Here is a 25,389-nt window from a genome sequence, read left to right as displayed (position 1 = left end):
TGGCCTTCCCCCGCGCGGCGTGGCAGGGTCACACCAAAGACGTGCGGGGGACGCAGACATGCAACCGGTTTTCGACGGCCACAACGACATTCTGCTGCGCCTGCAGCTGCAGCCGCGCAAGCGCGACCAGATCTGGCTGACGGGCGAGGGGCGCGGGCATCTGGATCTGCCGCGCATGCGTCAGGGCGGTTTTGCAGGCGGCATGTTCGCGATCTATATCCCGTCGCCCCCCGCGCCCGGCGCGCCCGATTATGACGCGCTGATGGACAACCCGCCCTATGAGGTGGAACTGCCCGCGATGATCCCGCTGGGGGTGGCCCAGCCGGTCGCCTTGGGCATGGCCGGGCATCTGATGTGGATGGAGCGCGCCTCGGACGGCGCCTTCCGCATCTGCCGCAGCGTAGCCGAGATCGAGGCCGCCCGCGCCGCAGGCGTGATCGCCGGTGTCATGCATATGGAGGGGGCCGAGGCCATCGACCCCGATCTAGACGCGCTTCATGCATTTCATGCGATGGGGCTGCGTTCCCTCGGGCCGGTATGGTCGCGGCCGACGATCTTTGGTCATGGCGTGCCCTTCCGCTTTCCCGGCACCCCCGATACCGGGCCGGGGCTGACCGATGCGGGCAAGCGCCTGATCCGCGCCTGCAACGATCTGAAGATCGTCGTGGATCTGAGCCATATGAACGAGGCCGGGTTCAACGACATTGCCGCCCTGTCGGATGCGCCGCTGATTGCCACCCATTCCAATGCCCATGCCGTCACGCCTTCGACCCGCAACCTGACGGACCGCCAGCTTGCGATGATCCGCGAAAGCGGCGGCATGGTCGGGCTGAACTTCGCCACGGTCTTCCTGCGCGAAGACGGCAAGCGGTCAGCCGATATGGGGTGGGAGCCGGTGCTGCGCCATCTGGATCATCTGATCACCCATCTGGGCGAGGATCACGTGGGCTTTGGCTCGGACTTCGACGGGGCGGAAATCCCGCAGGGCATCGGGGATGTCGCGGGGCTGCAAAACCTGATCGCGGCGCTGCAGGCCCATGGCTATGATGCGGCGCTGATCGAAAAGCTGGCCTGGTCGAACTGGATGGGCGCCCTGCGCCGCACCTGGGGCGCATGACCGGGTGAGGGGCGCCTCCGTGCGCCCCGAAAATCGGCGGTCAGGCGACCTTGAGCAGGCCCTCAAGCTCGCAATTGCCGACGACCATATCGGCCACGGAATGACCGTCGAGCGAGCGGTAGAAGGCCTCGACCGCCTCGGCCAGCGCGCATTTCAGGCGGCAGCAGGCGACCAGGGGGCAGGAATTTTCGCCGCCCGCGAAACATTCGGTGAAAGGCAGGCCGCTTTCGAAGGTACGGAACACATCGCCGACCCGGATCTCCTCGGCGGCGCGGCCCAGCATCAACCCGCCAGAACGGCCCCGCACCGTGCGCAGGAACCCCTTCTGTGCGAGCAGGTGGATCACCTGCGCCAGATGGTTTTCCGATGCATTGCAGGCGGCCGCAACCTCGGCCTTGCGGACGACACGCCCGGCATTCACGGCACAGAACATCAGCGTGCGCATGGCAAGATTGGTACGTGTGGTGAGTCTCATGGGGCCACTCGATGTTGAACGCGGCGCCTTTGTCGCAGCCCGACCCGGCCTTCACCATGATCTAGATCATGTTTTGCAGGTTCAGCTTTTGGCGCCGCCAGCGCACGGGACCGGCGCTTGCAACCATGGCGGCGCATGTCGCTTTCGGGCTGCGCCGAATCGTTGCATGCAAATCAAAGCGCTTTGAGTCTACATGTCTTTGTTTTTGATTGTAAAATTTATGGTGCGTTTTAAGCATGATTGCGCTAACACGGTAAGGGTTAAGGCAGGCCCGGTCCTGATTGCTGCAAAAACGACAAAAACTTCCGGCAAGGTCGGTGCGGGCTTGTGTTGATGCGGCGACAGCGCCTTACTGGGTCGGTGCCATCAAGATTGGAAAGTGACGTGACAGACCTGACCGCGCCGCAGCTCAAGGCAGACATCCTTCGCCACCTGACCTATACTCTGGGCAAGGATGCGCCCCATGCCAGCCGCTATGATTGGCGCATGGCGCTGTCTTTCGCGATTCGCGACCGGATCGTCGAGCCGTGGTTCGCCTCGACCCGCAAGACCTGGGAAACGGGTCACAAGCGCGTCTACTATCTGTCGATGGAATTCCTGATCGGGCGCCTGCTTGAGGATGCGACGATCAACCTGGGATTGCGCGATTTGGCCGAGGCCGCGATGGGCGATCTGGGGCAGGATTTCCGTGCGATTGTGGAGGATGAACCCGATGCCGCGCTGGGGAATGGCGGGCTGGGGCGGCTTGCGGCCTGTTTCATGGAAAGCATGGCGACGGTGGGCTGCCCCGCTTATGGCTATGGCATCCGCTATGAACACGGGCTGTTCCGTCAGCGGTTCGAACAGGGCCGTCAGGTCGAGGCGCCGGAAGACTGGCTCACCCAGCGCCACCCTTGGGAATTCGAACGCCCCGAGGCCGCCTATACCATCGGTTTCAAGGGCCATCTGGAAACCCGCGCCGGGCGCGAGGTCTGGGTACCCGGCGAAACCGTGCTGGCCGAGGCCTATGATACCCCGGTCATCGGCTGGCAGGGGAAATGGGCCAATACGCTGCGGCTCTGGTCGGCGAAATCGACCACGCTCTTTGACCTCGACCGTTTCAACCGCGGTGACTATGCCGCCGCGGCCGAACCTGAAGCGCTGGCCCGCACGCTCAGCCGCGTGCTTTACCCTGATGACACCACCTATCAGGGCAAAGAGCTGCGGTTGAAACAGGAATTCTTCCTGACCTCGGCCGCGCTGCAAGACATCCTGCGCCGCTTCACCGCGGGGGGCCATGCGCTGCGCGACCTGCCCAAACATGTCGCCATCCAGATGAACGACACGCACCCCGCCATTGCCGGGCCAGAGCTGATCCGCCTGCTGGTCGATGACCACGGGATGGAGTTTTCGGACGCGATGGAGACGGCGCGCGCCTGTCTGGGCTATACCAACCACACGCTTCTGCCCGAGGCGCTGGAACGCTGGGCGACCTATACCTTCGGCAATATCTTGCCGCGCCATATGCAGATCGTCGAACGGATCGACGGTTGGCACCGCGAAACCTATCCCTCGCGCCCGCATTGGGTGGGGATCGTCAAGCACCATGAAGTGCGGATGGGCGAGCTGGCCGTGATCATGTCGCACAAGGTGAACGGGGTTTCCGCGCTGCATTCCGATCTGGTGAAAAAGAACCTGTTTTCGGAACTTGAGGCGCTGCATCCGCGCATCGTGAATCAGACGAACGGCGTGACGCCGCGCCGCTGGCTGAAGATGTGCAACCGTCCGCTTGCCGGGCTGATCACCGAAACGCTGGGTGACGGCTGGGAATCCGACCTTGACCGCCTGCGCGGGCTTGAGCCGCATGTCGGCGACAAGGGGTTCCTCAAGGCCTTCGGGGCGGCCAAGCGGCAGAACAAGGTCGCTCTGGCGGGCTGGATCAAGGATCACTGTGGCGTCAGCGTTTCCGCCGATGCGCTGTTCGACGTGCAGGTCAAGCGGGTGCATGAATACAAGCGCCAGCTGCTGAACATCCTCGACACCATCGCCCGCTACCATGATATCCGCCAGAACCCCGGTGCAACATGGGTGCCGCGCGTCAAGATCTTTGGGGGCAAGGCCGCGCCCGGCTATGCGGTGGCGAAAGAGATCATCCATCTGATCAACGATGTCGCGCAGGTGGTGAACAATGACCCCGTCGTCGGCGACCGGCTGAAAGTGGTCTATCCGGAAAACTACAATGTCAGCCTTGCCGAACGTCTGATCCCGGCGGCCGATCTGTCGGAACAGATCTCGACCGCAGGGAAAGAGGCCTCGGGCACCGGCAACATGAAATTCATGATGAACGGCGCCCCCACCATCGGCACGCTGGACGGCGCCAATGTGGAAATCCTGCAAGAAGTCGGGGCCGAGAACTTCTTCCTCTTCGGTCTGACCGCCGAAGAGGTGGGGCCGCGCCGCGCCAACCCCGATCATGCCCGCGATGCGATCCTGGCCAGCCAGTCGCTGCAGGATGTGCTGCAGATGATCGCCGAGGGCCGCTTCAGCCCCGAGGACCCGGGACGCTATCACCAACTGGTCCACCGCGTCTGGCACCATGACTATTTCCTGGTCGCGTCGGATTTCGAGGCTTATCGCACCGCGCAGGCCGAGGTGGATCGCGCCTATGCCGATCAGGCTCGCTGGCTGAAGATGGCCGCGCTCAATACCGCGAGGTCGGGCTTCTTCTCGTCCGACCGGACCATCCGTGGCTACATGAAAGACATCTGGAACGTCACCTCGGCGCTGTAAAGGTGCCAGAGAGGCGGGGTTCCGAGGTCGCAAAGGGGGGGACTATGGCGAAATCGGACGAGGCGAAAAATGGGGCAGTGGCGCTGGTGGACCGCGCCGCCGCTGAAGCCTTGCTGCAGGGCCGCCATGGCGATCCCTTCGGCTTTCTGGGCCTGCATGATGGCCCGGCCGGGCCGGTCTTGCGGGTGTTCCAGCCGGGGGCCGAGCGGGTCTGGGCACTGTTGCCCGATCCGATTGAACTGACGGCGCAGGGGGACGGGATTTTTGCGGGTCTTCTGCCCGCGGCCGGGCCTTATCGGCTGCGCGCCACCGGCCATGGCGCGGAATGGGAATGGGATGATCCCTACCGCTTTGGCCCTGTTTTGGGCGAGATGGACGAATATCTGCTGGGCGAAGGCACGCACAAACGGCTCTGGCAGGTGCTGGGCGCGCATCTCCAGACGCGCGAGGGCGTGTCGGGCACGCATTTCGCCGTTTGGGCACCCAATGCCGAACGCGTCTCGGTGGTGGGTGATTTCAACATCTGGGACGGTCGCCGCCACCCGATGCGCCGCCGCGGCGCCACGGGGGTCTGGGAAATCTTCATTCCCGGCCTGGGCGAAGGCACGGTCTATAAATACGAAATCCGCGGGCCGGGCGGCGCGATCCAGCCGCTGAAGGCCGATCCGGTGGGCTTTGGCAGCGAACATGCGCCCAAGAATGCCTCGGTCGTCCGCTCGATCGAGGGGGCAAACTGGCAGGACGCCGACTGGATGGCCAGCCGCGCCGATCGGCACCGGATTGATGCGCCGATCTCGGTCTATGAAGTGCATCTGGGGTCCTGGCGGCGTGCGCCGGGCGACCGGATGCTGAGCTATGAGGAACTGGCCGACCAGCTTGTCACCTATGCCGCCGATATGGGCTTTACCCATCTCGAACTGCTGCCGGTGTCAGAATTTCCCTTTGACGGGTCGTGGGGCTATCAGCCAGTGGGCCTGTTCGCGCCGACCGTGCGCCACGGCACGCCAGCCGAATTTCGCGCCCTGGTCGATGCCGCGCACCGCCGGGGGCTGGGCCTGATCCTTGACTGGGTGCCGGGGCATTTCCCCACCGATCCGCATGGGCTTGGCCGGTTCGATGGCACGGCGCTTTATGAACATGCCGACCCGCGCGAGGGGTTCCATCAGGATTGGAACACGTTGATCTACAACTATGGCCGGACCGAGGTGCAGAATTTCCTTGTGTCCAACGCCTTGTATTGGCTTGAGGAATTCCACGTTGACGGGCTGCGCGTCGATGCCGTGGCATCGATGCTCTATCGTGATTATTCGCGCAAGGATGGCGAATGGGTGCCCAACCGCGATGGCGGGCGCGAGAATTACGAAGCCATCGCCATGATGCGGCGCATGAATGAAACCGTCTATGGCGAATGCCCCGGCATCCTGACCGTGGCCGAGGAAAGCACCGCTTTTCCCGGCGTGTCGCGGCCGGTGAACTGGGGTGGCCTCGGCTTTGGGTTCAAGTGGAACATGGGGTGGATGAACGACACGCTGTCCTACATGGAGCGCGATCCGATCTACCGCAAATACCACCATCACCAGATGACCTTCGGCCTGCATTACGCCTGGTCGGAAAACTACATCCTGCCGATCAGCCATGACGAGGTCGTGCATGGCAAGGGCAGCATGCTGACCAAGATGCCGGGGCAGGGCGAGGAGAAATTCGCCCATCTGCGCGCCTATTACGGATTCATGTGGGGGCATCCGGGCAAGAAGCTGCTGTTCATGGGCTGCGAATTCGCGCAGGGCCGGGAATGGAACTATCAGCAAAGCCTGGATTGGCACCTGCTTGACCATCCGCAACATGCCGGGATGCAGCGCCTGATCCGCGATCTGAACACGCTCTATCGTGGCACGCCCGCGCTGCATGTGAACGACACCCGCCCCGAGGGGTTCCAGTGGCTCGACAGCAATGATGCCGAAGGTTCGACCTATGCCTGGCTGCGGCGCGGCGGGGCCGCGGACCCCGAGGTGGCGATTGCCGTCAACATGACCCCGGTCGAGCGTCAGCTGCGGATCGGCCTGCCCCGCGCGGGCCAGTGGGATGAGGTACTCAATACCGACGCGGCCATTTATGGCGGCGGCAATCGCGGCAATCTGGGCGGGGTGGTGGCCATGCCGCAGCCGGCCCAGGGACAGGACTTTTCGGCCGTCATCACCGTGCCGCCCCTGGCGGCGGTGTTCCTGCGGCACAAGGCATAGACATAAGGCGCGACACGGCGCCGATGGGAGGACCGACATGAAAGCAAGACCCAATCAGAGGCTGTCATCACAGGCCATGGCCTTTGTGCTGGCGGGGGGGCGTGGATCGCGGCTGAAAGAGCTGACCGACCGCCGCGCGAAACCTGCCGTCTATTTCGGCGGCAAGACCCGCATCATTGATTTCGCGCTGTCCAATGCGCTCAATTCCGGCGTGCGGAAGATGGCGATTGCGACGCAATACAAGGCCCACAGCCTGATCCGCCACATGCAGCGCGGCTGGAACTTCTTTCGGGCCGAGCGGAACGAATATCTCGATATTCTGCCCGCCTCGCAGCGCGTGGATGAAAGCAAGTGGTATCTCGGCACCGCCGATGCGGTGACGCAGAACATCGACATCGTCGACAGCTATGGCATCAAATATGTGATCATCCTGGCGGGGGATCACATCTACAAGATGGATTACGAGGTCATGCTGATCCAGCATGTCGCCACCGGGGCAGATGTGACCATCGGCTGCCTGACCGTGCCCAAGGAAGAGGCCACGGCCTTTGGCGTGATGCATGTCGATGGCGCCGGGCGCATCACCGATTTTCTGGAAAAGCCGAAGAACCCGCCGACCATTCCGGGTGATCCGGCCCATTCGCTCGCCTCGATGGGGATCTATGTCTTCAACTGGGATTTCCTGCGCGATCTGCTGATCCGCGACAGCGAGGACCCGAATTCCAGCCATGATTTCGGCAATGACATCATCCCGCAGATCGTGAAGAACGGAAAGGCGATGGCGCATCGCTTTGCCGAAAGCTGCGTGACAAGCGGGCTGGAGGATGAGCCCTATTGGCGCGATGTGGGGACGATCGACGCCTTCTGGCAGGCCAATATCGACCTCACGGATTTCGTGCCGAAGCTTGATATCTATGACAACAGCTGGCCGATCTGGACCTATTCGGAAATCGTGCCGCCCGCCAAGTTCATCCATGATGAGGATGGGCGGCGCGGGTCGGCAGTGTCGTCGCTGATTTCGGGCGATTGCATCGTGTCGGGGTCGGAGGTGAGGAATTCGCTCCTTTTTACCGGCTGCCGGACGCATAGTTTTTCGAGCCTCGAGCATGTGGTGGCGCTGCCCCGCGTGATCGTGAACCGCAAGGTCGAGCTGCGGAACTGCGTGATCGACAGCGGTGTCATCGTGCCCGAAGGGCTTGTCGTGGGGCAGGACCCGGAGGAAGATGCCAAGTGGTTCCGCCGCACCGACAATGGCATCGTGCTGATCACGCAGGACATGATCGACGCCTGGTCGCGGGCGAAACTGTAAGCGAAGGCCGGGGGCTTTGCCCCCGGACCCCCAGGATATTTGGGCCAAGATGAAATGGAAAAGGGGCGGGACATGGGCATGAAGCGGGTGCTTTCGGTGGCATCGGAATGTGTGCCGCTGCTGAAGACCGGGGGGCTGGCGGATGTCGTGGGCGCGCTTCCGGGGGCCTTGGCCGGGCAGGGCTGGGAGATGCGGGTGCTGATGCCCGCCTATCGCGCGCTTCGCCCGCGGCTGGCGGAGTGGCCGGTGGTCTTTGTCGAGGAGGATCTGTTCGGCGGGCCGGGGCGGGTTTGCGCAGGTGAGGTGGAGGGGGTGTCGATGCTCTTGCTCGATGCGCCGCATCTGTTTGATCGCGAGGGCGGGCCCTACAATACCGCGGGCGGCGATTGGCCGGACAATCCGCAGCGCTTTGCGGCGCTGTCCTGGGTGGCGGCCAAGATCGCCCGGCATGGCTTGGGCGATGGCTGGCGGCCGCAGATCCTGCATGCCCATGATTGGCAGGCCGGTTTTGCCCCGGCCTATCTGGCCTTTGGCGGGCCGCGCGACGTGGGGACGGTGATCACCATCCACAATATCGCCTTTCAGGGTTGGGCCGAGGCCACGATGGTGGAGGCGCTGCGCCTGCCCGCGCATGAGTTTCACCCCGCCGCGCTGGAGTATTACGGCGGTTTGTCGAGCCTGAAGGCTGCGATGGTTACGGCTGACCGGATCACCACTGTTTCGCCCAGCTACGCGGCCGAGCTGATGCGGCCGGAATTCGGCATGGGGTTGCAGGGGCTGATCGCGGCGCGGGCTGCCGACGTGGTGGGGATTCTGAACGGGGTGGATGAGGGGGTCTGGGCACCCGAGGCCGAGCCCTTGCCCTTTGGGCCGCGCAAGATGAAGGGCAAGGCCGCCAATCGCGCCGCGCTTTGTGCCGAATTCGGCCTTGAGGTGCCGGGGCCGCTGGCCGTGGTGGTCAGCCGTCTGACGGATCAGAAGGGGATGGATCTGCTGCCGCAGGTGCTGCCCGATTTCATCGCTGCCGGGGGCGGGCTGGTGCTGCTTGGGTCCGGGGACAAGGCGCTGGAGGCCGAGATGCTGCGGCTGGTGGAGCGTTACCCTGGCCGGGTCGCCGTCCGCATCGGCTATGACGAGGCATTGAGCCACCGGATTTTCGCCGGGGGGGATGCGGTTCTGGTGCCCTCGCGCTTTGAACCTTGCGGGCTGACGCAGATGTATGGGTTGCGCTATGGCACCATTCCGGTGGTGGCGGCGGTCGGGGGGCTGGCCGATACGGTCATCACCGCCAATCCGGCGGCGCTGGCGGCGGGGGTTGCCACCGGCGTGACCTTCCATCCGACCGATGCCATCGCCTTTGCCGAGGCGCTGCGCCGTCTGGTGCAGCTGCATTCCGACCGCACCGTCTGGACCCAGCTGCAAAAGCGCGCCATGGCGCAGCCGGTGGGATGGGGGGCTTCGGCCGCGGCCTATGCGCGGCTTTACGACAGCCTGCTTCCGGCATGAACGCGCAGGGCGCCTTGCCCGGCCGACTGGCGGGCCATGCGGTTTCCGCGGGGCGGCCCTGGCCGATGGGGGCGAGCTTTGACGGCGAGGGGGTGAATTTCGCCGTCTTTTCCGCCCATGCCGAGCGGGTGGAGCTGTGCCTCTTTTCCGCCGATGGCCGCAAGGAGCTGTGTCGCATCCCGCTGCGCGAACGGGATGGCGATGTCTGGCATGTGCATGTGGGCGGCCTCACGCCCGGGTCGCTTTATGGCTACCGCGTGCATGGGCCCTATGCGCCGGAAGGCGGGCATCGCTTCAACCCCAACAAGCTGCTGATCGACCCCTATGCCCGGCAGCTTTCGGGGCGGCTGCGCTGGTCGGATGCGATGATGGGCTATCGCGTGGGATCGTCGCGGGCGGACCTGTCCTTTGATGCGCGCGACAGCGCCTTTGCCGTGCCGAAATCGGTGGTGGTGGACCCGTCCTTCAACTGGGGCGGTGACCGTCCGCCCCGCGTCCCCCTGCATGAGACGGTGATCTATGAGGCCCATGTGAAGGGCCTGACCGCGCTGCACCCGGGGGTGGACAAGGGGCTGCGGGGCAGTTTCCTGGGCCTTGCCTCGGATGCGGTGCTGGAGCATCTGGTGAAGCTTGGCATCACCACGATCGAGCTTTTGCCCGTGCATGCCTTTCTGGATGACCGCTTTCTGGTGGCCAAGGGGCTGCGCAATTACTGGGGCTATCAGACGCTGGGCTTCTTCGCGCCCGAGCCGCGCTATATGACCAAGGGCGAGGTCTGGGAATTTCAGACCATGGTGCGCCGCTTCCATGCCGCCGGGATCGAGGTGATCCTCGATGTCGTCTACAACCATTCGGGCGAGGGGGATGAGCTGGGCCCGACCCTGTCGTTCCGCGGGTTTGACAACCGCAGCTATTACCGCCTGCGCGATGGCGGGCGCTATTATGTGAATGACACCGGCACCGGCAATACGCTGAACCTGACCCATCCGATGGTGCTGCGGATGGTGATGGATTCGCTGCGCTATTGGGTTGAGGTCATGCATGTCGATGGTTTCCGCTTTGATCTGGCAAGCGTGCTGGGCCGCGAGGCGCATGGATTTGACCCCAACGGCGGCTTTTTCGATGCCGTGCGCCAAGACCCGGTGCTGGCCCGCGTCAAGCTGATTGCGGAACCCTGGGACATCGGCCCCGGCGGCTATCAGCTGGGTGGCTATCCCCATCCGTTCCTGGAATGGAATGACAAGTTCCGCGACGGGCTGCGCCGCTATTGGCGGGGCGATACGGGCATGGCACCCGATCTGGCCAAGCGCCTTCTGGGCAGCGCCGAGCGGTTTGACCATTCCGCCCGTGCCGCGACCTCTTCGGTCAATTTCATCACCGCGCATGACGGCTTTACGTTGGAGGATCTGGTCAGCTTCACCATGAAGCGCAACTTCGCCAATGGCGAGGAAAACCGCGACGGCCATGATGACAACCATTCCGACAATCTGGGGGTGGAGGGGCCAACCGGCGATCCGGCCGTGCGGGCGGCGCGCGATCTTCGCAAGCGCAACCTGCTGGCCACGCTGATGCTGGCGCAGGGGACGCCCATGCTGCTGGCGGGGGATGAGATCGGCAATAGCCAGCAGGGCAACAACAACGCCTATGCGCAGGACAATGACATCGGCTGGATCAATTGGACCGATGCCGATATGGGCCTTGCGGCCTTCGTTGCCCGGCTGACCGCGCTGCGGCGCGACCATCGGGTGCTGCGGCAGCGGCGGTTCCTGCACGGGCGCGCGCGCGGTGTGGACGGGTTGCCCGATGTGATCTGGCGGCGTGCCGACGGCAGCCCACCGCGCCCCGAGGATTGGCATGATCCGGGCTTCCGCTGCCTTTGCGTGGAACTGCGCCGCGCGGCGGAAGGCGATCTGGATGACCATGAGGTGATTTTTGCCGTCTTCAACGTGGGTTCGGCGCAAAAGCTCATGTTGCCCGATACCGCACCGGGCTGGACCCTGCTTCTGGATACCACGCGCCCCGAGGCGCCGCCCGAACCGGCTGCGCAGGGCCTTGAGGTGCCTGCCCATTCCGTGCTTGTCTTCGCTCCGATCTTTCCCTGAGGGCCCGATATGACCGCTCTGACCATTCAAACGCAGCCGATTGCCGGGCAAAAGCCGGGCACCTCCGGTCTGCGGAAAAAGACCCCCGTTTTCATGGGGCCGCATTATCTGCAGAATTTCGTGCAGGCGATTTTTGATGCCATCGGCGGGGCCGCGGGCAAGACCTTTGTTCTGGGCGGCGACGGGCGTTATTTCAATGACCGGGCGGCGCAGATCATCCTGAAGATGGCGGCGGCCAACGGGGCGGCGAAGGTGATCGTGGGGCAGAATGCGGTTCTCTCCACCCCGGCGGCCAGCCACTTGATTCGGCTGAACAAAACCGACGGCGGCATCATCATGTCGGCCAGCCACAACCCCGGCGGCCCGGAAGAGGATTTCGGCGTCAAGTTCAACATGGCCAACGGTGGCCCCGCGCCCGAATCCGTGACTGAGGCGATGTATCAGCGCACCACCGAAATCACAGAATACCGTATCTCGGATGCGCCGGATATCGATCTGGGCCGTGTGGGGCCGACAACGGTCGACGGCATGGCGGTCGAGGTGGTTGATAGTGTCACCGACTATGCCGCGCTGATGGAGACGCTGTTCGATTTCCCCGCGATCCGGGCGATGTTCGCGGGCGGCTTCCGCATGCGGTTTGATGCGATGTGTGCCGTAACCGGCCCCTATGCCACGGAAATTCTGGAAAACCGTCTGGGGGCGGCCCCCGGCACGGTGACGCATGGCACGCCCCTGCCAGATTTCGGCGGCATGCACCCCGACCCGAACCCCACCTGGGCGCATGAGCTGATGGAGGAGATGTTCGGCGCCGATGCCCCCGATTTCGGCGCAGCCTCGGATGGGGACGGCGACCGCAACATGGTAGTGGGGCGCGGGATCTATGTCTCGCCTTCTGACAGCCTGGCCGTTCTGGCCGCCAATGCCCATCTGGCGCCGGGTTATGCCGGGGGGCTGAAGGGGGTGGCGCGGTCGATGCCGACCTCGGCCGCCGCCGACCGCGTGGCCGCCGCCCTGGGCATTGGCCAGTATGAAACCCCGACGGGCTGGAAATTCTTTGGCAATCTGCTCGATGCCGGCCGCGCCACGATTTGCGGCGAGGAAAGCTTTGGCACCGGGTCGGACCATGTGCGCGAAAAGGACGGCCTTTGGGCTGTGCTGTTGTGGCTGAACATTCTGGCGGTGCGGAAACAGACCGTGGCGCAGATCATGGCGGACCATTTCGCCAAATTCGGCCGCAACTACTATAGCCGCCATGATTTTGAAGCGATTGCGACCGACAAGGCCGATGCGATGATGGCCGCGCTGCGGGCGTCCCTTGCGGGTCTTCCGGGTCAGACGGTCGAGGGGATGGAGATCGCGGGCGCCGATGACTTTGCCTATACGGATCCGGTTGATGGCTCGGTCAGCCAGAAGCAGGGCGTGCGGGTGATGTTCACCGATGGGTCGCGCATTGTCATGCGGCTGTCGGGCACGGGGACCGAGGGCGCCACGCTGCGCGTCTATCTGGAACGCTTCACGCCCGGGCCGGATGGCCTTGACCATGACCCGCAAGAGGCGCTGGCCCCGGTGATCCGTGCGGCCCATCACCTTGCCCGCATTGGCGAATTCACCGGGCGGACGGACCCCAACGTCATCACCTGATCGCCGCCCGCAGCCTTGGCAAGGCCCCGCGTGCCCGACCGGCGCGCGGGGCCTTCGACTTTCGGCTTGCTTGCTCTGGGGTGGACCTGCGTTACACTGGGTCCATTGCGAAAGGGATGCCCCATGTCCGACCGTGTTCTGGCTACCGCCTTGATCATTGATGACCACCCGCTGTTCTGTGATGCGCTGTCCATCACCTTGCGGGCCGTGGCGGGGGTGGAACGGGTGGAAACCGTCGACCGGCTGGAGGCGGCGCTGGCGCGGCTCGACCTGACGCCCTTGCCCGATGTCATCGTGCTGGACCTGAACCTGCCGGATGTCACGGGCCTTGACGGGCTGATCCGGCTGCGCGCGGCGGCGGGGGCGGCGCCGGTGGTGGTGGTCTCAAGCCTCAGCGACGACCGGGTCATCGCGGCGGTGTTTCAGGCGGGGGCGGCGGGCTTCATCCCGAAACATTCCGGGCGCGAGGTGTTCCGCGACGCCTTCGAGGCGATCCGTGCAGGCGCAACCTATAGCCCCGAGGGCTTTGTCCGCCCGGGCAGCGAGGGTGGCCCCGTCACCTCGCGCGAACAGGCGCTGTCGCGGCTGGCGCTGCTGACGCGCCAGCAGGCCAAGATCCTGCAGCTGATTTGTGAGGGGCGGCTGAACAAGCAGATTGCCTATGATCTTTCGATCGCAGAAACTACCGTGAAGGCGCATGTCACGGCGATCATGCGGAAGCTCGGCGTGCAAAGCCGCACGCAGGCGGTGCTGATCGCGAATGAGGCAAGCTTCAGCTCGATCATGCCAGAAAACGGCTGATCGGGCCGCCACATAGGGCCAACGGGGCGAAGGGAGGCGCACCGGATGACCGAGGGACGGGTAATCGTCAGCGCGCATGTTCCGGCGCGGTCTGCCAGTGCGGGCGCCGATCTGGCGCGGGCGCTGGGGCCGGGGCCTTTTGCCTGCGTGATGCTCTTTGTCTCGCCCGAGGCAGATCTGGCCGCGGTGCTCGAGGGCGCGTGCTTTGATGCGCCGGTGATCGGCTGCACCACGGCGGGGGAGATTTCGCCCGAAGGCTATACCGAGGGGGGCATCGTCGCCATGGGGCTGCCGCGCGAACATTTCGATGCTGAACTGATCTTCATCCCGCAGCTGACCGCGCTGAACCGGCAAGAGCTGATCGGTCGGCTGATCCGGGCGCGCACCGCACTCGGGGGGCGGAACCCGGATTGGGACCATGAATTTGCCTTCCTGATGGTCGACGGCCTGTCCACCCGGGAAGATGAGCTGACGGCGACGCTGGCTGCGGGCCTGGGTCCCGTGCCGCTGTTCGGCGGGTCGGCGGGCGATGGGACGCGGTTCCGCGAAACCTTTGTGCTGCATGGCGGGCAGGCGCTGCGCGATGCGGCGGTGCTGGCCATGGTGCGCTCGCGCTGCCGGGCGCGGGTCTTCAACCTTGACCATCTGGTGCCGACCAATACCCGCATGGTGGTGACCGAGGCCGACCCCGCCAATCGCATCGTGCGCAAGATCAATGCCGAACCCGCCGCGCGGGAATATGCGCGGCTTTTGGGCAAGGACCCGGGGCAGCTGGATACCTTTACCTTTGCCGCCCATCCCGTGGTGGTGCGGATCGGCGGGCGGCATCATGTGCGCGCGATCCAGCAGGTCGCCCCAAACGGGGATCTGGTGTTCTTTTCCGCCATTGACGAAGGGCTGGTGCTGACGCTGGCCGAACCGCAGGACATGGTCGCCCATCTGGAGCGCGAACTGGCGGGCCTGTCGGAAGGCAGTGCGCCCGAGGCGATCCTGGCCTGCGATTGCATTCTGCGCCGGATGGAGGCGCTGGAAAAGCAGATGTCCGGTGCGCTGTCGGCCATCCTGCGCGACCACCGGGTCATCGGCTTTTCCACCTATGGCGAACAGCTGAATTCCATGCATGTGAACCAGACCATGACCGGGGTCGCCATCTATCCGCCCGGGGTGTGACCCCCGCATGACCCGCCCCCGCGCCCAAAGCCTGCTGAACCCGGCCGACCCGCCTGAACGCCAGCGCGACAAGCTTCTGGCAATTGCCGAGGCGCTGATGCGGCGGGTCGAACAGGTGACCGATGACAGCGGCGCGGCCTATGCGCAATTCCAGCGTGCCGCCATGCTGGAAGATCAGGTCAGCGCCCGCACACGCGATCTGGAACGCACGCTCGATCTGCTGCACCAGTCGAACGCCCGTCTGGCCGAGGCCAACCGCGAAACCGAGGCCGCTCGGCGCAACCTTGCCGATGCGATCGAGACGGTGCAGGAGGGCTTTGCCCTCTTCGGCCCCGACGAGGTGCTGGTCATGTGCAACTCGCGCTTCGGGATGCATATGCTGGACCTGCGCGACCATCTGAAGCCGGGCCTGTCCTTCGATGCCTATGTCGAACGGGTCAGCACCTCGCGTTATCTGGCGCTGCCGGAGGGGGAAACCCCTGCGGATTGGGCGGTGCGGCGGCGCAAGCGCCATCAGGACCGGCATGTCATCTTCAACGTGCGGCTTGTCTGGGACCGCTGGCTGCAGGTGTCCGAACATCGCACGCAGAACGGCGGCACGGTCATCATCCAGACCGATGTGACCGACATTATCCGGCTGGAGCGGGAAGAACGCGGGCGGATGCTGGACGACCAGGCCCGGATCATCCGCGCGACGCTGGACCACATCAGCCAGGGGGTCTGCATCTTTGATGGGCGGCAGCGGCTGGTGGGGTGGAACAACCGGCTGGGCGATTTGCTGGCGATCCCGCTCACGCGGTTCCGCATGGGGCTGGGGTTTACCACGCTGCTGGAACGGCTCGACACCGAAACCACCTTTGGCGAGGGCATGGATGCCGCCACCCTGGCCGCCTGGGCCGAGGCGCCCCCCGGCCGCCCCAAACTGCATTTCGAGGTGCGGCGCGGGCCGCTGCTGATCCTGCAGGCCGATGCCGAGGAAATGCCCGATGGTGGCTTTGTGCTGTCCTTCACCGACATCACCCCGGAACGCGCGGCGCTGGAACAGCTCTCGGCGGTGAATGAAACGCTGGAGGCGCGGGTGATGGAGCGCACGCTCGAGCTGGCCGATGCGCTGGCCGATGCCGAACGCGCCAATGCCAGCCGCGCGCGGTTCGTGGCGGCGGCCAGCCACGATCTGCTGCAACCTTTGTCGGCGGCCAAGCTGTTCATCGGGTCCATCGGCGCGGCCGCCTTGGCCCCGGCGGCGGCCGAGGCGATCACCAAGGCGCAGAATGCGCTGGGGCAGGTCGAGGGCATCCTGTCGGCGCTGCTCGATATCTCCAAGCTGGAAACCGGGCGGATGGCGGTCAATCCGGTGCCGGTGCGGCTGAACCGTATCCTTGATCCGCTGCGCGAGGAATTTGCCGCCATTGCCGCGGCCAAGGGGCTGCGGCTGACGGTGATGCCCTGTTCGGCGGTGGTGATTTCCGACCCGGCCTATCTGCGGCGCATCCTGCAGAACCTGATCGGCAATGCGGTGCGCTATACCCGGCAGGGGCGCGTGCTGGTGGGCGCGCGCCGGCAGGGCGGCATGATCCGGCTTGAGGTGCGCGACACCGGCCCCGGCATCGCCGAGGCCGATCAGGACGCGATCTTCCGTGAATTTCACCGGCTGGATGCCCCGGCCTCGGCGTCCGAGGGGATGGGGCTGGGCCTCGCCATTGTCGAGCGCGCCTGTGCAGCCCTCGGGCATCCGCTGGGCCTGCAATCCGAGGTCGGGCTTGGCAGCTGTTTCATGCTGCAACTGACCCGCACCGACAGCGCGACTGATCTATATCCGCCCATGGCGCCCCCCGTGGCCGATCCGGTGTCCGAACCCGGCAGCCGTATCGTGTTTCTGGTGGAAAACGAACCCGACCTGCGGCACGCCATGTGCCTCTTGCTGGAACGCTGGGGGATTTCGGTGCTGGATGCGGGCAGCGCCGAAGAGGCCCTGTCCCTCATTGAGGAGATAGGCATCCTCCCGGATGTATTCCTCGTCGATCAGCAGCTGGGCGAAGGCATGACGGGGCTTGATTTCATAAGGCTAATCCGGGCACGCTATGGGAAATTGCCTGCCTGTCTGATCACCGCCGAACGAAGCCGCGACCTTGCGGCCGACTGCGACGCCGCCGGGATTCCCCGGTTTCTCAAGCCGATTGATGCCCGCGCGCTGGAAAGCTGGCTGGCATCCCTGCCTGCAACTACGACTTTGGTTTGATAGCGATATCACGGGGCTTCGCGCTAGCCTCGGGGAATGGAGGGAGAGACGCATGCAACTGAGTGATCAGCGCGAGATCCGGGCCGCACCCGCCACTGTCTGGGCCGCCATTCTGGACCCGGCCATGCTTCAGGCGGCAATTCCGGGATGTGAGACTGTGACCGGATCGCCCGCCGAGGGGTTTGAAGCGGTGGTGGTGCAGAAGGTGGGGCCGGTCAAGGCGCGCTTCACCGGGGTTGTCACCATCTCGGATGTGGTCGAAGGGCAAAGCCTCACGATTTCCGGCGAAGGCAAGGGGGGCCCCGCAGGCTTTGCCAAGGGCGGTGCGCGTGTCACGCTCAGCCCGTGTGACGCCGGAACCCTTCTGTCCTATGAGGTTGAGGCCAGCGTGGGCGGCAAGCTTGCGCAGCTGGGCAGCCGCATCATCGACGGCTTTGCCAAGAAGATGGCCGACGAATTCTTTGAACGTTTCCAGCAGGCGGTCGAAGGGCCGGCGGAAGAGGAGCCGCCCACCCCCGAAACCTCGGCTGACGCCCCCGGGAGCGGGGAGCCGGAAAAGAAGGGCTGGTTCAGAAAGCTCATCAGCTGAGGTCCGCGCCCACCAAGCATAAAGCCAGGGAGGAGAGAATGGCGAAAGTCACGATGACGGTGAACGGCAAGTCCGTGACCCGTGAGGTAGAGGGGCGGACCCTGCTGTCCGCCTTTCTGCGCGAAGGACTGAACCTCACCGGAACGCATGTCGGTTGCGACACCTCGCAATGCGGGGCCTGCACGGTGCATCTGGACGGCAAACAGGTGAAAAGCTGCACGGTCTTTGCGGTGGATGCCGCAGGCGGCGATGTGCGCACGATCGAGGGCATGGCAAACAAGGATGGCACGCTGTCGCGCCTGCAACAGGCCTTTCAGGACCATCACGGGTTGCAGTGCGGGTTCTGCACCCCCGGCATGGTGATGGCGGCGGCGGCCCTTCTGGAACAGAACCCTAAACCGACCGAGTCCGAGGTGCGTCATCACCTTGAGGGCAATATCTGCCGCTGCACGGGCTATCACAACATCGTCAAGGCGGTGCTGGCGGCATCCGGGCAGGATGTCGGTCAGATCGCAGCGGAATAAGCATTTAAAACAGGGTCTTGCGAGGCGACCCAGACGCTTCGCATCAAGGGAGGAATAAATGCCGAAAGACGGTGGCATCGGCGCCAGCACCAAGCGGCGCGAGGATGTGCGGTTCCTGACCGGAAAGGGCCGCTATACGGACGATATCAACATTCGCGGACAGGCCTATGCCTGGTTTGTCCGGTCGGAAGTGGCACATGGCACGCTGAACAAGGTCGATGTCAGCGCCGCCGAGGCGATGCCCGGTGTGCTGAAGGTCTTTACCGCCGCCGATTTCGCCGGCGTGGGCGGCATTCCTTGCGGCTGGCAGGTGACCGACCGCTTTGGCAAGCCGATGCAGGAACCGAAACACCCGGTTCTGGCCGATGGCAAGGTGCGCCATGTGGGCGATCCGATCGCCGTGGTGGTGGCCGAAACGCTGGACCAGGCGCGCGACGCCGCCGAGGCGGTCGAGATCGACATCACCGAACTGACGCCGGTTCTGGACATGAAGGCCGCATTGCAGCCCGACAGTCCGAAAGTTCATGAAGAGCTGACCTCAAACCTTTGCTATGATTGGGGTTTTGTCGAAGAGAACAAGGCCGCTGTCGATGAGGCCTTTGCCAAGGCCGCCCATGTCACCACGCTGGAGCTGATCAACAACCGTCTCGTCGCCAACCCGATGGAGCCGCGGGTGGCGGTGGGCGATTACGAAAGCCATTCGGGCAATTCGACGCTTTACACCACCTCGCAGAACCCGCATGTGATCCGCCTGCTGATGGGGGCCTTCGTGCTGGGCATCCCGGAAAGCAAGCTGCGCGTGGTGGCGCCCGATGTGGGCGGTGGTTTCGGATCGAAGATCTACCACTATGCCGAAGAGGCCTTCGTGACCTTCGCGGCGAAAACGCTGGGCGTGCCGGTCAAATGGACCTCGACCCGGTCCGAGGCCTTCATCTCGGACGCGCAGGGCCGCGACCATGTGACCAAGATCCAGCTTGCACTGGATGGTGACAACAACTTCACCGCGCTTCGCACTGAAACCTATGCGAATATGGGGGCTTACCTCTCGACCTTCGCGCCCTCGATCCCGACGTGGCTGCATGGCACGCTGATGGCGGGCAACTACCGCACGCCGCTGATCTATGTGAACGTGAAGGCCGTGTTCACCAACACCGTGCCGGTCGATGCCTATCGTGGCGCGGGTCGCCCCGAGGCGACCTTCCAGCTGGAACGTCTGGTGGACAAGGCCGCGCGCGAGCTGGGCGTTGATCCGGTGGCGTTGCGGCGCCAGAACTTCATCACCCCCGATCAGTTCCCCTATCAGACGCCGGTCGCCGTGGTCTATGACACCGGCAACTACCACGCCACGATGGACAAGCTGCTGGAGATTTCCGACCACGCGGGCTTTGAGGCGCGGGCGGCGGAATCCAAGGCGCGGGGAAAGCTGCGCGGCTTTGGCATCGCCCATTATATCGAGGCCTGCGGTATCGCGCCCTCGAACCTTGTGGGGCAGCTGGGCGCGCGGGCGGGGCTTTATGAAAGCGCCACGGTGCGGGTGAATGCCACGGGGTCGATTTCGGTCTTTACCGGCAGCCACAGCCATGGTCAGGGGCATGAGACCAGCTTTGCCCAGGTCGTGGCCGAGATGATCGGCGTGGATGCCAGTCAGATCGAGATCGTGCATGGCGATACCTCGAACACGCCGATGGGCATGGGCACCTATGGCTCGCGCTCGCTGGCCGTGGGGGGATCGGCCATCGTGAAGGCCACGAACAAGATCATCAACAAGGCCAAGAAGATCGCGGCCCATCTGCTTGAGGCCAGCGAGGCCGATATCGAGCTGAAGGACGGCAAGTTCAGCGTCGCCGGCACCGACAAATCGGTCGATTGGACGGGGGTGACGTTGGCGGCCTATGTGCCGCATAACTACCCGCTGGAAAGCATGGAGCCGGGGCTGGAAGAGACGGCTTTCTATGATCCGTCGAACTTTACCTATCCCTCGGGCGCCTATGGCTGCGAGGTTGAGGTTGATCCCGAAACCGGCAAGGTGCAGATCCTCGCCTTCAGCGCGGCGGATGACTTCGGCAATATCGTCAACCCGATGATCGTCGAAGGCCAGGTGCAGGGCGGTCTGGCGCAGGGCATTGGTCAGGCGTTGCTGGAAAACTGCGTCTATGATGAAAACGGCCAGCTTCTGTCGGGGTCCTTCATGGATTACGCCATGCCGCGGGCCGATGATCTGCCGATGTTCAAGGTCGATCATTCCTGCTGCACGCCTTGCACGCACAACCCGCTGGGGGTGAAGGGCTGTGGTGAGGCCGGGGCCATCGGATCGCCGCCTGCGGTGGTGAATGCGGTGATCGATGCCCTGCATCGCGCCGGGCGCACCGACATCACCCATATCGACATGCCCCTGACGCCGTCGCGCGTCTGGGCGGCGATGAACGCGTAAGGAGGCTGCGATGCGTGATTTCCAATTCGTCAAACCCTCCAGCATCGCGGATGCGGTGAAGGCATTATCAAGCGAGGGGGCCGTGGCCCTGTCGGGCGGGCAGACCCTGATCCCCACCATGAAGCAGCGTCTGAACACCCCGGATGTGCTGGTCAGCCTGACCGGCATCGCCGAGATGACGGGCGTTTGCCGCGGGGACAGCGGGCTGCATATCGGGGCGGCAACGCCCCATGCCACCGTCGCGGCCGAGGCGGGGGCGCATTATCCCGCGCTTGCCTGTCTTGCGGCAGGGATCGGGGATCCGGCGGTGCGCAGCCGTGGCACCATTGGCGGCAGCCTTGCCAACAATGACCCTTCGGCCTGTTACCCTTCGGCTGTGCTTGGGTCGGGGGCGGTGATTGTCACCAATGCCCGGCAGATCGCGGCGGATGACTATTTCCTTGGCATGTTCTCAACCGCGCTCGAGGAGGGTGAGATCATCACCGAGGTGCGCTTTCCGATCCCGGAAAAGGCGGCCTATGTGAAGTTCGACCAACCGGCCTCGCGCTTTGCGCTGACGGGGGTGTTCGTTGCCAAGTTCGCCTCGGGCGTGCGGGTGGCGATCACCGGGGCCTCGAACGACGGGGTCTTCCGCTGGGCCGAGGCCGAGGCCGCGCTTTCGGCCAGCTTCACGCCCGATGCGATCGAGGGGCTGAGCCTGTCGGGCGATGACATGATCTCGGACTTGCATGGCACGGGGGCCTATCGCGCCCATCTGTGCAAGGTGCTGACCAAGCGGGCAGTTCTGGCGGCCTGCTGATCTTCATCCAAGGTATGAATAAGGCCCGCCAAGTGGCGGGCCTTATTCATTTTTACGGGGTGGGGTGGTTAGCCGCGCCCGCCATTTTCCAGATAGACCGCGCAGCCCGTCAGGGCCGCGTAATCGTCGGCCACCACGGTGATGGCGAATTCCCCCTGCAGCAGCGGGATGCGCCGCGGCTTGCGGAACTGCGCCTCAAGCCCGAAGGTCGCGAAATGCGGCGCCATGGCGAGCGACATGCCCCCGATCAGGTAAATTCCGCCATAGGGCAGATGGATCAGCGCCTGATCGGCCAGCATCTCGGCCACGATCCGGGTATAAAGCCGCGCAGCATGGGCGGCGGTGGCATCCCCCGCAGCAAGGGCGGCCAGCACCTCGGCCGAGGCCGCCTCGCTTTGGCCGCCCGCTTCGGCGGCGGCAAAGCTGTGCAGATTGGCAAGCCCGCGGCCCGACAGAACCTCTTCCACCCCGGCATGGGCGGTTTCGCCGCGGGAATCCAGCAGATGCTCGATAAAGCGCACCAGGCGGAAATCCTCATCCGATTGGGCGGGCAGGTTCACATGCCCACATTCCGAGGGCGGCACGATCCGCCCCCAGGGCGTTTCATGCACCGGGGCCGCATTGACCCCCGTCCCCAGCCCGACAACCAACATCGTCCCGCCGGCCTCAACCGGGCCTGCCACCACGGGGCGCAGATTTTCGGGCGCGATATGGCCAAGCGCCTGACCCTGCGCCTGCAGATCGTTCAGGATGGCGACGTGATCGGCGCCCGTGGCCTGCGACACGCGGCCAGCGTCAATCACCCAGGGGCGGTCATCGCTATCGCGCAGATTGGTCATGACGATGGCCCCATGCCGCAGCGGACCCGCCGCTGCCACACAGGCTCCGGCCACGTCGGAAATGCCTTCCTCGGCCATATAGCGGGCCAGCACTTCATCGATGCCATTGTATTCGGCATTGCGGAAGCGACGGATGCTCTGTTCGCGGATCACCTTGCCATCGGCCAGGGCCACGCGCGTGTTCGTGCCGCCAATATCGGCAACCAGCGCGGGAAGGGTGTCACTCATGCTATCCTCCGGGGTATCATGGGCGGTGCCGGGCCAGAGCAACCGATTGGGGTCAGTTGTGCGCGAGCGCACGTCGAAGCGCGTGATAGGACGCTTTCGGGGTTCTTGCCAAGGTGCGGAAATCGACATGCACCAGGCCAAAGCGCTTGTCATAGCCTTCGGCCCATTCGTAATTGTCCAGAAGCGACCAGTAGAAGAAGCCGCGCAGATTGGCGCCCCCGGCCATGGCGCGCTGTGCAGCCTCAAGATGGCGGGCAACAAAGGCAATGCGGCCTTCGTCATCGACGCCTGCAAGATCGGCATTCGCCATGCCATTTTCGGTGACATAAAGCGGCAGGTCGCCCACATGATCGCGCGCAAGGCGGGTCAGGAAATGTTCCAGCCCCTCAGGATAGATTTCCCATCCCATCTGCGTCTTGGGCAGGGGGCCGGGCACGTCGCGCGTGGCGGGCCATGCGGTGCCGGGCGCATCGGCATGCAGGTGGCGGGTGTAGTAATTTACCCCCAGCCAGTCGAGCGGCTGGCCGATCACGGCCATATCCGCCTCCCAGCGGGCAGGCAGGTGGGGCAAAAGCCCTTCAAGTGCCTCGGCCGGGTAGGTCTGGCGGGTGATCGCCTCGATGAACCAACGGTTGAAGATCGCATCCTGCACGGCGGCGGCGCGCAGATCGCCGGGCGCATCGCTGGCGGGGGTGGCATGGTCAAAGTTCAGCACGATGCCGAGATTGCGCTGACCCGCGGCGCGTAGCTGCTCCATCGCAAGGCCATGGGCGAGCAGGATATGGTGCATCGCCCGCGCGGCGGCGCGGATATCGCGCAGCCCTGGCGCATGGGCGCCGAGAAAATGCGAGAGCCAAGCCACGCACCAGGGTTCGTTGATGGTGGCGGTTGTCGCCACCCGGTCCCCGATCCGGGCCTGCACACAGGCGGCATAATCGGCAAAGCGGTGGCAGGTGTCGCGGTTGGCCCAGCCCCCCTGATCGGCCAGCGCCGCAGGCAGATCCCAGTGATACAGCGTCAGGAACGGCCGCAGCCCGCGTTCGACCATGCCATCGACGAGCCGGTCGTAAAAATCCAGCCCCTCGGGGTTCGGTCTGCGCCCGTCGGGCATGACCCGCGCCCAGCTGGTGGAAAAGCGGTAGGCGTCAAACCCGCCCGCGCGGATCAGATCCAGATCCTCGGGCCAGCGGTGGTAATGGTCACAAGCGGTGGCGCCATCCTCGGCCCGCACGACATTGCCGGGGGTCGCGGCGAAGGTATCCCAATGCGACGGCCCGCAGCCGCCAAAGCGTGATCCTTCGATCTGATAGGCGGCAGTCGCCACCCCGAACAGGAACCCTTCCGGGAAAGAGGCGCGCGGCGGCAGCATGCGGGTCAGCCTTTGCAGGGGCCAGTGGATTGGCCGATGATCAATTCCGCCTCAAGCAGCTGTTCCTGCGGGGCCAGAACCTTGCCGGTGATGATCGAGATCAGCATATCGGCCGCGCGGCGCCCTGCCTCGCGCACTGAAGACCGCGTGGCGGTAAAGACCGGCACATCCTCGCCATTGCGCATATAGCTCAGGTCGTCATCATGCACGATGACCGAGACATCGCGCCCCATGGCAAGGCCCATATCCTCCAGCGCGCGCCGGATGCCGAAGCCTATGATGATGGAGGACGCAAGAAGCGCCGTCGGTGGATTGGGCAGTGCCATCATGGCGCGCGTGGCGCGATAGCCCGCGGCCTCGGTCATCTCTTCGCTGACCATGATTTCGGGGTCGGCCGGGATGCCGCGGCTGGCCAGAGCATCTTCATATCCGGTGCGACGGCGGATGGCGAAATCCATCTTTTCAAGACCGTTCAGCAGCCCGATGCGGCGATGCCCCAGATCCAGCAGGAATTCGGTCGCCCGCAGGAAGGCGCGGCGGTTGTTCACATCGACCCAAGAATAGGGCGGCGCGGTGCCGGTGGCGCGACCATGGACCACGAAAGGAATGCCCAGTTCCACCAGCAGCGGGATGCGCGGGTCTTCCGTATTGGGGGCATGGAGGATCACGCCATCGACGGTGCCGCGCGATTTCAGTTCGCGGTAGACGCGTTCCTCATTGTCGTCCGGCACGATCGACAGCAGCATGTCATAGCCGTTACGGGAATAGACCTCACCCGCGCCGGCGATGAAATCGGCGAAGACGGGGTTCACGATCTCATGCCGGGTGGCGACGGGGATCACATGGCCCACCGCCATGGCCCGGCCCGTGGCCAGCCGGATCGCGCGGGTGTTGGGTTTGTAATTGTAGCGTTTGGCCGCTGCCGCGACGCGTTCCCGCGTGGCCTCGTTCACCTCGGGATAACCGTTTAGCGCGCGGCTGACGGTCGTGGGCGAGAGATCGAGTTTGCGCGCAAGCTCCTTGAGGTTCATCGTTCCGGCCAAAGCGTTTCAAATTCTGGCTGATCTTAGCGGCAGCCTGTCGCAAGGTCAAAGCCCAATGCCGTCAAAAAACGCCGCAATTCGTTGTTTCTGGAATTGCAAAACAAGGATTTGTCGGGGTGGGCGTCCAGAGATTTGTTGACTTGAGGGGGGCTGCGCGCATAGTGGGGTCATTCAAAGCGGTTTGAACGCGATTCCCGC

General features: G+C 64.5%; 18 protein-coding genes. 14 read left to right on the top strand and 4 right to left on the bottom strand.

The window, feature by feature from the left end:
• Window positions 1-58 precede the first annotated feature (58 nt).
• Window positions 59-1,117, top strand: a complete 1,059-nt coding sequence (locus IE101_RS02720) for a dipeptidase (protein WP_189632247.1) — start codon at window positions 59-61, stop codon at window positions 1,115-1,117.
• A gap of 40 nt (window positions 1,118-1,157) precedes the next feature.
• On the opposite strand, the gene IE101_RS02715 is transcribed toward IE101_RS02720, so the two are convergent.
• Window positions 1,158-1,592, bottom strand: coding sequence for an RrF2 family transcriptional regulator (locus IE101_RS02715; protein ID WP_189632246.1), 435 nt, complete (start codon window positions 1,590-1,592; stop codon window positions 1,158-1,160).
• Between the two features lie 333 nt (window positions 1,593-1,925).
• Between IE101_RS02715 and IE101_RS02710 the strand changes: the two genes are divergently transcribed.
• The 13 genes from IE101_RS02710 to IE101_RS02650 all read left to right on the top strand — a co-directional run bounded on the left by IE101_RS02710 (window position 1,926) and on the right by IE101_RS02650 (window position 21,712).
• On the top strand, window positions 1,926-4,361 hold the full coding sequence (locus IE101_RS02710) for a glycogen/starch/alpha-glucan phosphorylase (RefSeq protein WP_189632245.1): 2,436 nt from the start codon (window positions 1,926-1,928) through the stop codon (window positions 4,359-4,361).
• 44 nt (window positions 4,362-4,405) lie between these two features.
• Window positions 4,406-6,601 (top strand): 1,4-alpha-glucan branching protein GlgB, encoded by a 2,196-nt coding sequence (glgB, locus tag IE101_RS02705; protein WP_189632244.1) that lies wholly within the window; start codon window positions 4,406-4,408, stop codon window positions 6,599-6,601.
• Window positions 6,602-6,638: 37 nt separating this feature from the next.
• A complete protein-coding gene (glgC, locus tag IE101_RS02700; protein ID WP_189632243.1) occupies window positions 6,639-7,910 on the top strand; it encodes a glucose-1-phosphate adenylyltransferase in 1,272 nt (423 codons plus the stop codon).
• A 78-nt stretch (window positions 7,911-7,988) separates the two neighbouring features.
• Complete coding sequence (gene glgA / locus IE101_RS02695) at window positions 7,989-9,416, top strand: glycogen synthase GlgA (protein WP_189632242.1); 1,428 nt, start codon at window positions 7,989-7,991, stop codon at window positions 9,414-9,416.
• Window positions 9,413-11,518, top strand: a complete 2,106-nt coding sequence (gene glgX, locus IE101_RS02690) for a glycogen debranching protein GlgX (protein WP_189632241.1) — start codon at window positions 9,413-9,415, stop codon at window positions 11,516-11,518. Before glgA ends, glgX begins: the two co-directional genes overlap by 4 nt.
• 9 nt (window positions 11,519-11,527) lie before the next feature.
• The gene (locus IE101_RS02685) at window positions 11,528-13,159 is read left to right on the top strand and encodes an alpha-D-glucose phosphate-specific phosphoglucomutase (protein ID WP_189632240.1); all 1,632 of its coding nucleotides are present in this window, start codon (window positions 11,528-11,530) and stop codon (window positions 13,157-13,159) included.
• A gap of 123 nt (window positions 13,160-13,282) precedes the next feature.
• Window positions 13,283-13,960: a response regulator gene (locus tag IE101_RS02680; protein WP_189632239.1), complete on the top strand. Its 678-nt coding sequence runs from the start codon at window positions 13,283-13,285 to the stop codon at window positions 13,958-13,960.
• Between the two features lie 45 nt (window positions 13,961-14,005).
• A complete protein-coding gene (locus IE101_RS02675) occupies window positions 14,006-15,130 on the top strand; it encodes an FIST N-terminal domain-containing protein (RefSeq protein WP_189632238.1) in 1,125 nt (374 codons plus the stop codon).
• A 7-nt stretch (window positions 15,131-15,137) separates the two neighbouring features.
• Window positions 15,138-17,369 carry a hybrid sensor histidine kinase/response regulator gene (locus tag IE101_RS02670; protein WP_189632237.1) on the top strand — a complete coding sequence of 744 codons (2,232 nt, stop codon included), beginning with the start codon at window positions 15,138-15,140 and terminating at the stop codon, window positions 17,367-17,369.
• Between the two features lie 52 nt (window positions 17,370-17,421).
• Window positions 17,422-17,958 carry an SRPBCC family protein gene (locus tag IE101_RS02665; RefSeq protein ID WP_189632236.1) on the top strand — a complete coding sequence of 179 codons (537 nt, stop codon included), beginning with the start codon at window positions 17,422-17,424 and terminating at the stop codon, window positions 17,956-17,958.
• A gap of 38 nt (window positions 17,959-17,996) precedes the next feature.
• Window positions 17,997-18,482, top strand: coding sequence for a (2Fe-2S)-binding protein (locus tag IE101_RS02660; RefSeq protein ID WP_189632235.1), 486 nt, complete (start codon window positions 17,997-17,999; stop codon window positions 18,480-18,482).
• Window positions 18,483-18,540: 58 nt separating this feature from the next.
• On the top strand, window positions 18,541-20,913 hold the full coding sequence (locus tag IE101_RS02655) for a xanthine dehydrogenase family protein molybdopterin-binding subunit (protein ID WP_189632234.1): 2,373 nt from the start codon (window positions 18,541-18,543) through the stop codon (window positions 20,911-20,913).
• A 10-nt stretch (window positions 20,914-20,923) separates the two neighbouring features.
• The gene (locus tag IE101_RS02650; protein ID WP_189632233.1) at window positions 20,924-21,712 is read left to right on the top strand and encodes an FAD binding domain-containing protein; all 789 of its coding nucleotides are present in this window, start codon (window positions 20,924-20,926) and stop codon (window positions 21,710-21,712) included.
• A gap of 68 nt (window positions 21,713-21,780) precedes the next feature.
• On the opposite strand, the gene IE101_RS02645 is transcribed toward IE101_RS02650, so the two are convergent.
• From IE101_RS02645 to IE101_RS02635, 3 genes are read right to left on the bottom strand one after another with little or no spacing between them, the layout of a single operon-like run.
• Window positions 21,781-22,779 carry a glucokinase gene (locus IE101_RS02645; RefSeq protein WP_189632232.1) on the bottom strand — a complete coding sequence of 333 codons (999 nt, stop codon included), beginning with the start codon at window positions 22,777-22,779 and terminating at the stop codon, window positions 21,781-21,783.
• Window positions 22,780-22,831: 52 nt separating this feature from the next.
• Window positions 22,832-24,148 carry a GH1 family beta-glucosidase gene (locus IE101_RS02640; protein ID WP_189632231.1) on the bottom strand — a complete coding sequence of 439 codons (1,317 nt, stop codon included), beginning with the start codon at window positions 24,146-24,148 and terminating at the stop codon, window positions 22,832-22,834.
• Window positions 24,149-24,153: 5 nt separating this feature from the next.
• A complete protein-coding gene (locus IE101_RS02635) occupies window positions 24,154-25,179 on the bottom strand; it encodes a substrate-binding domain-containing protein (protein ID WP_189632230.1) in 1,026 nt (341 codons plus the stop codon).
• Window positions 25,180-25,389: the final 210 nt, after the last annotated feature.

Source organism: Gemmobacter lanyuensis, from assembly GCF_014652355.1.
Taxonomy (GTDB): Bacteria; Pseudomonadota; Alphaproteobacteria; order Rhodobacterales; family Rhodobacteraceae; genus Gemmobacter; species Gemmobacter lanyuensis.
Note: the sequence above shows the minus strand (reverse complement) of the source record. Positions and strands in the feature narration are given on the sequence as shown.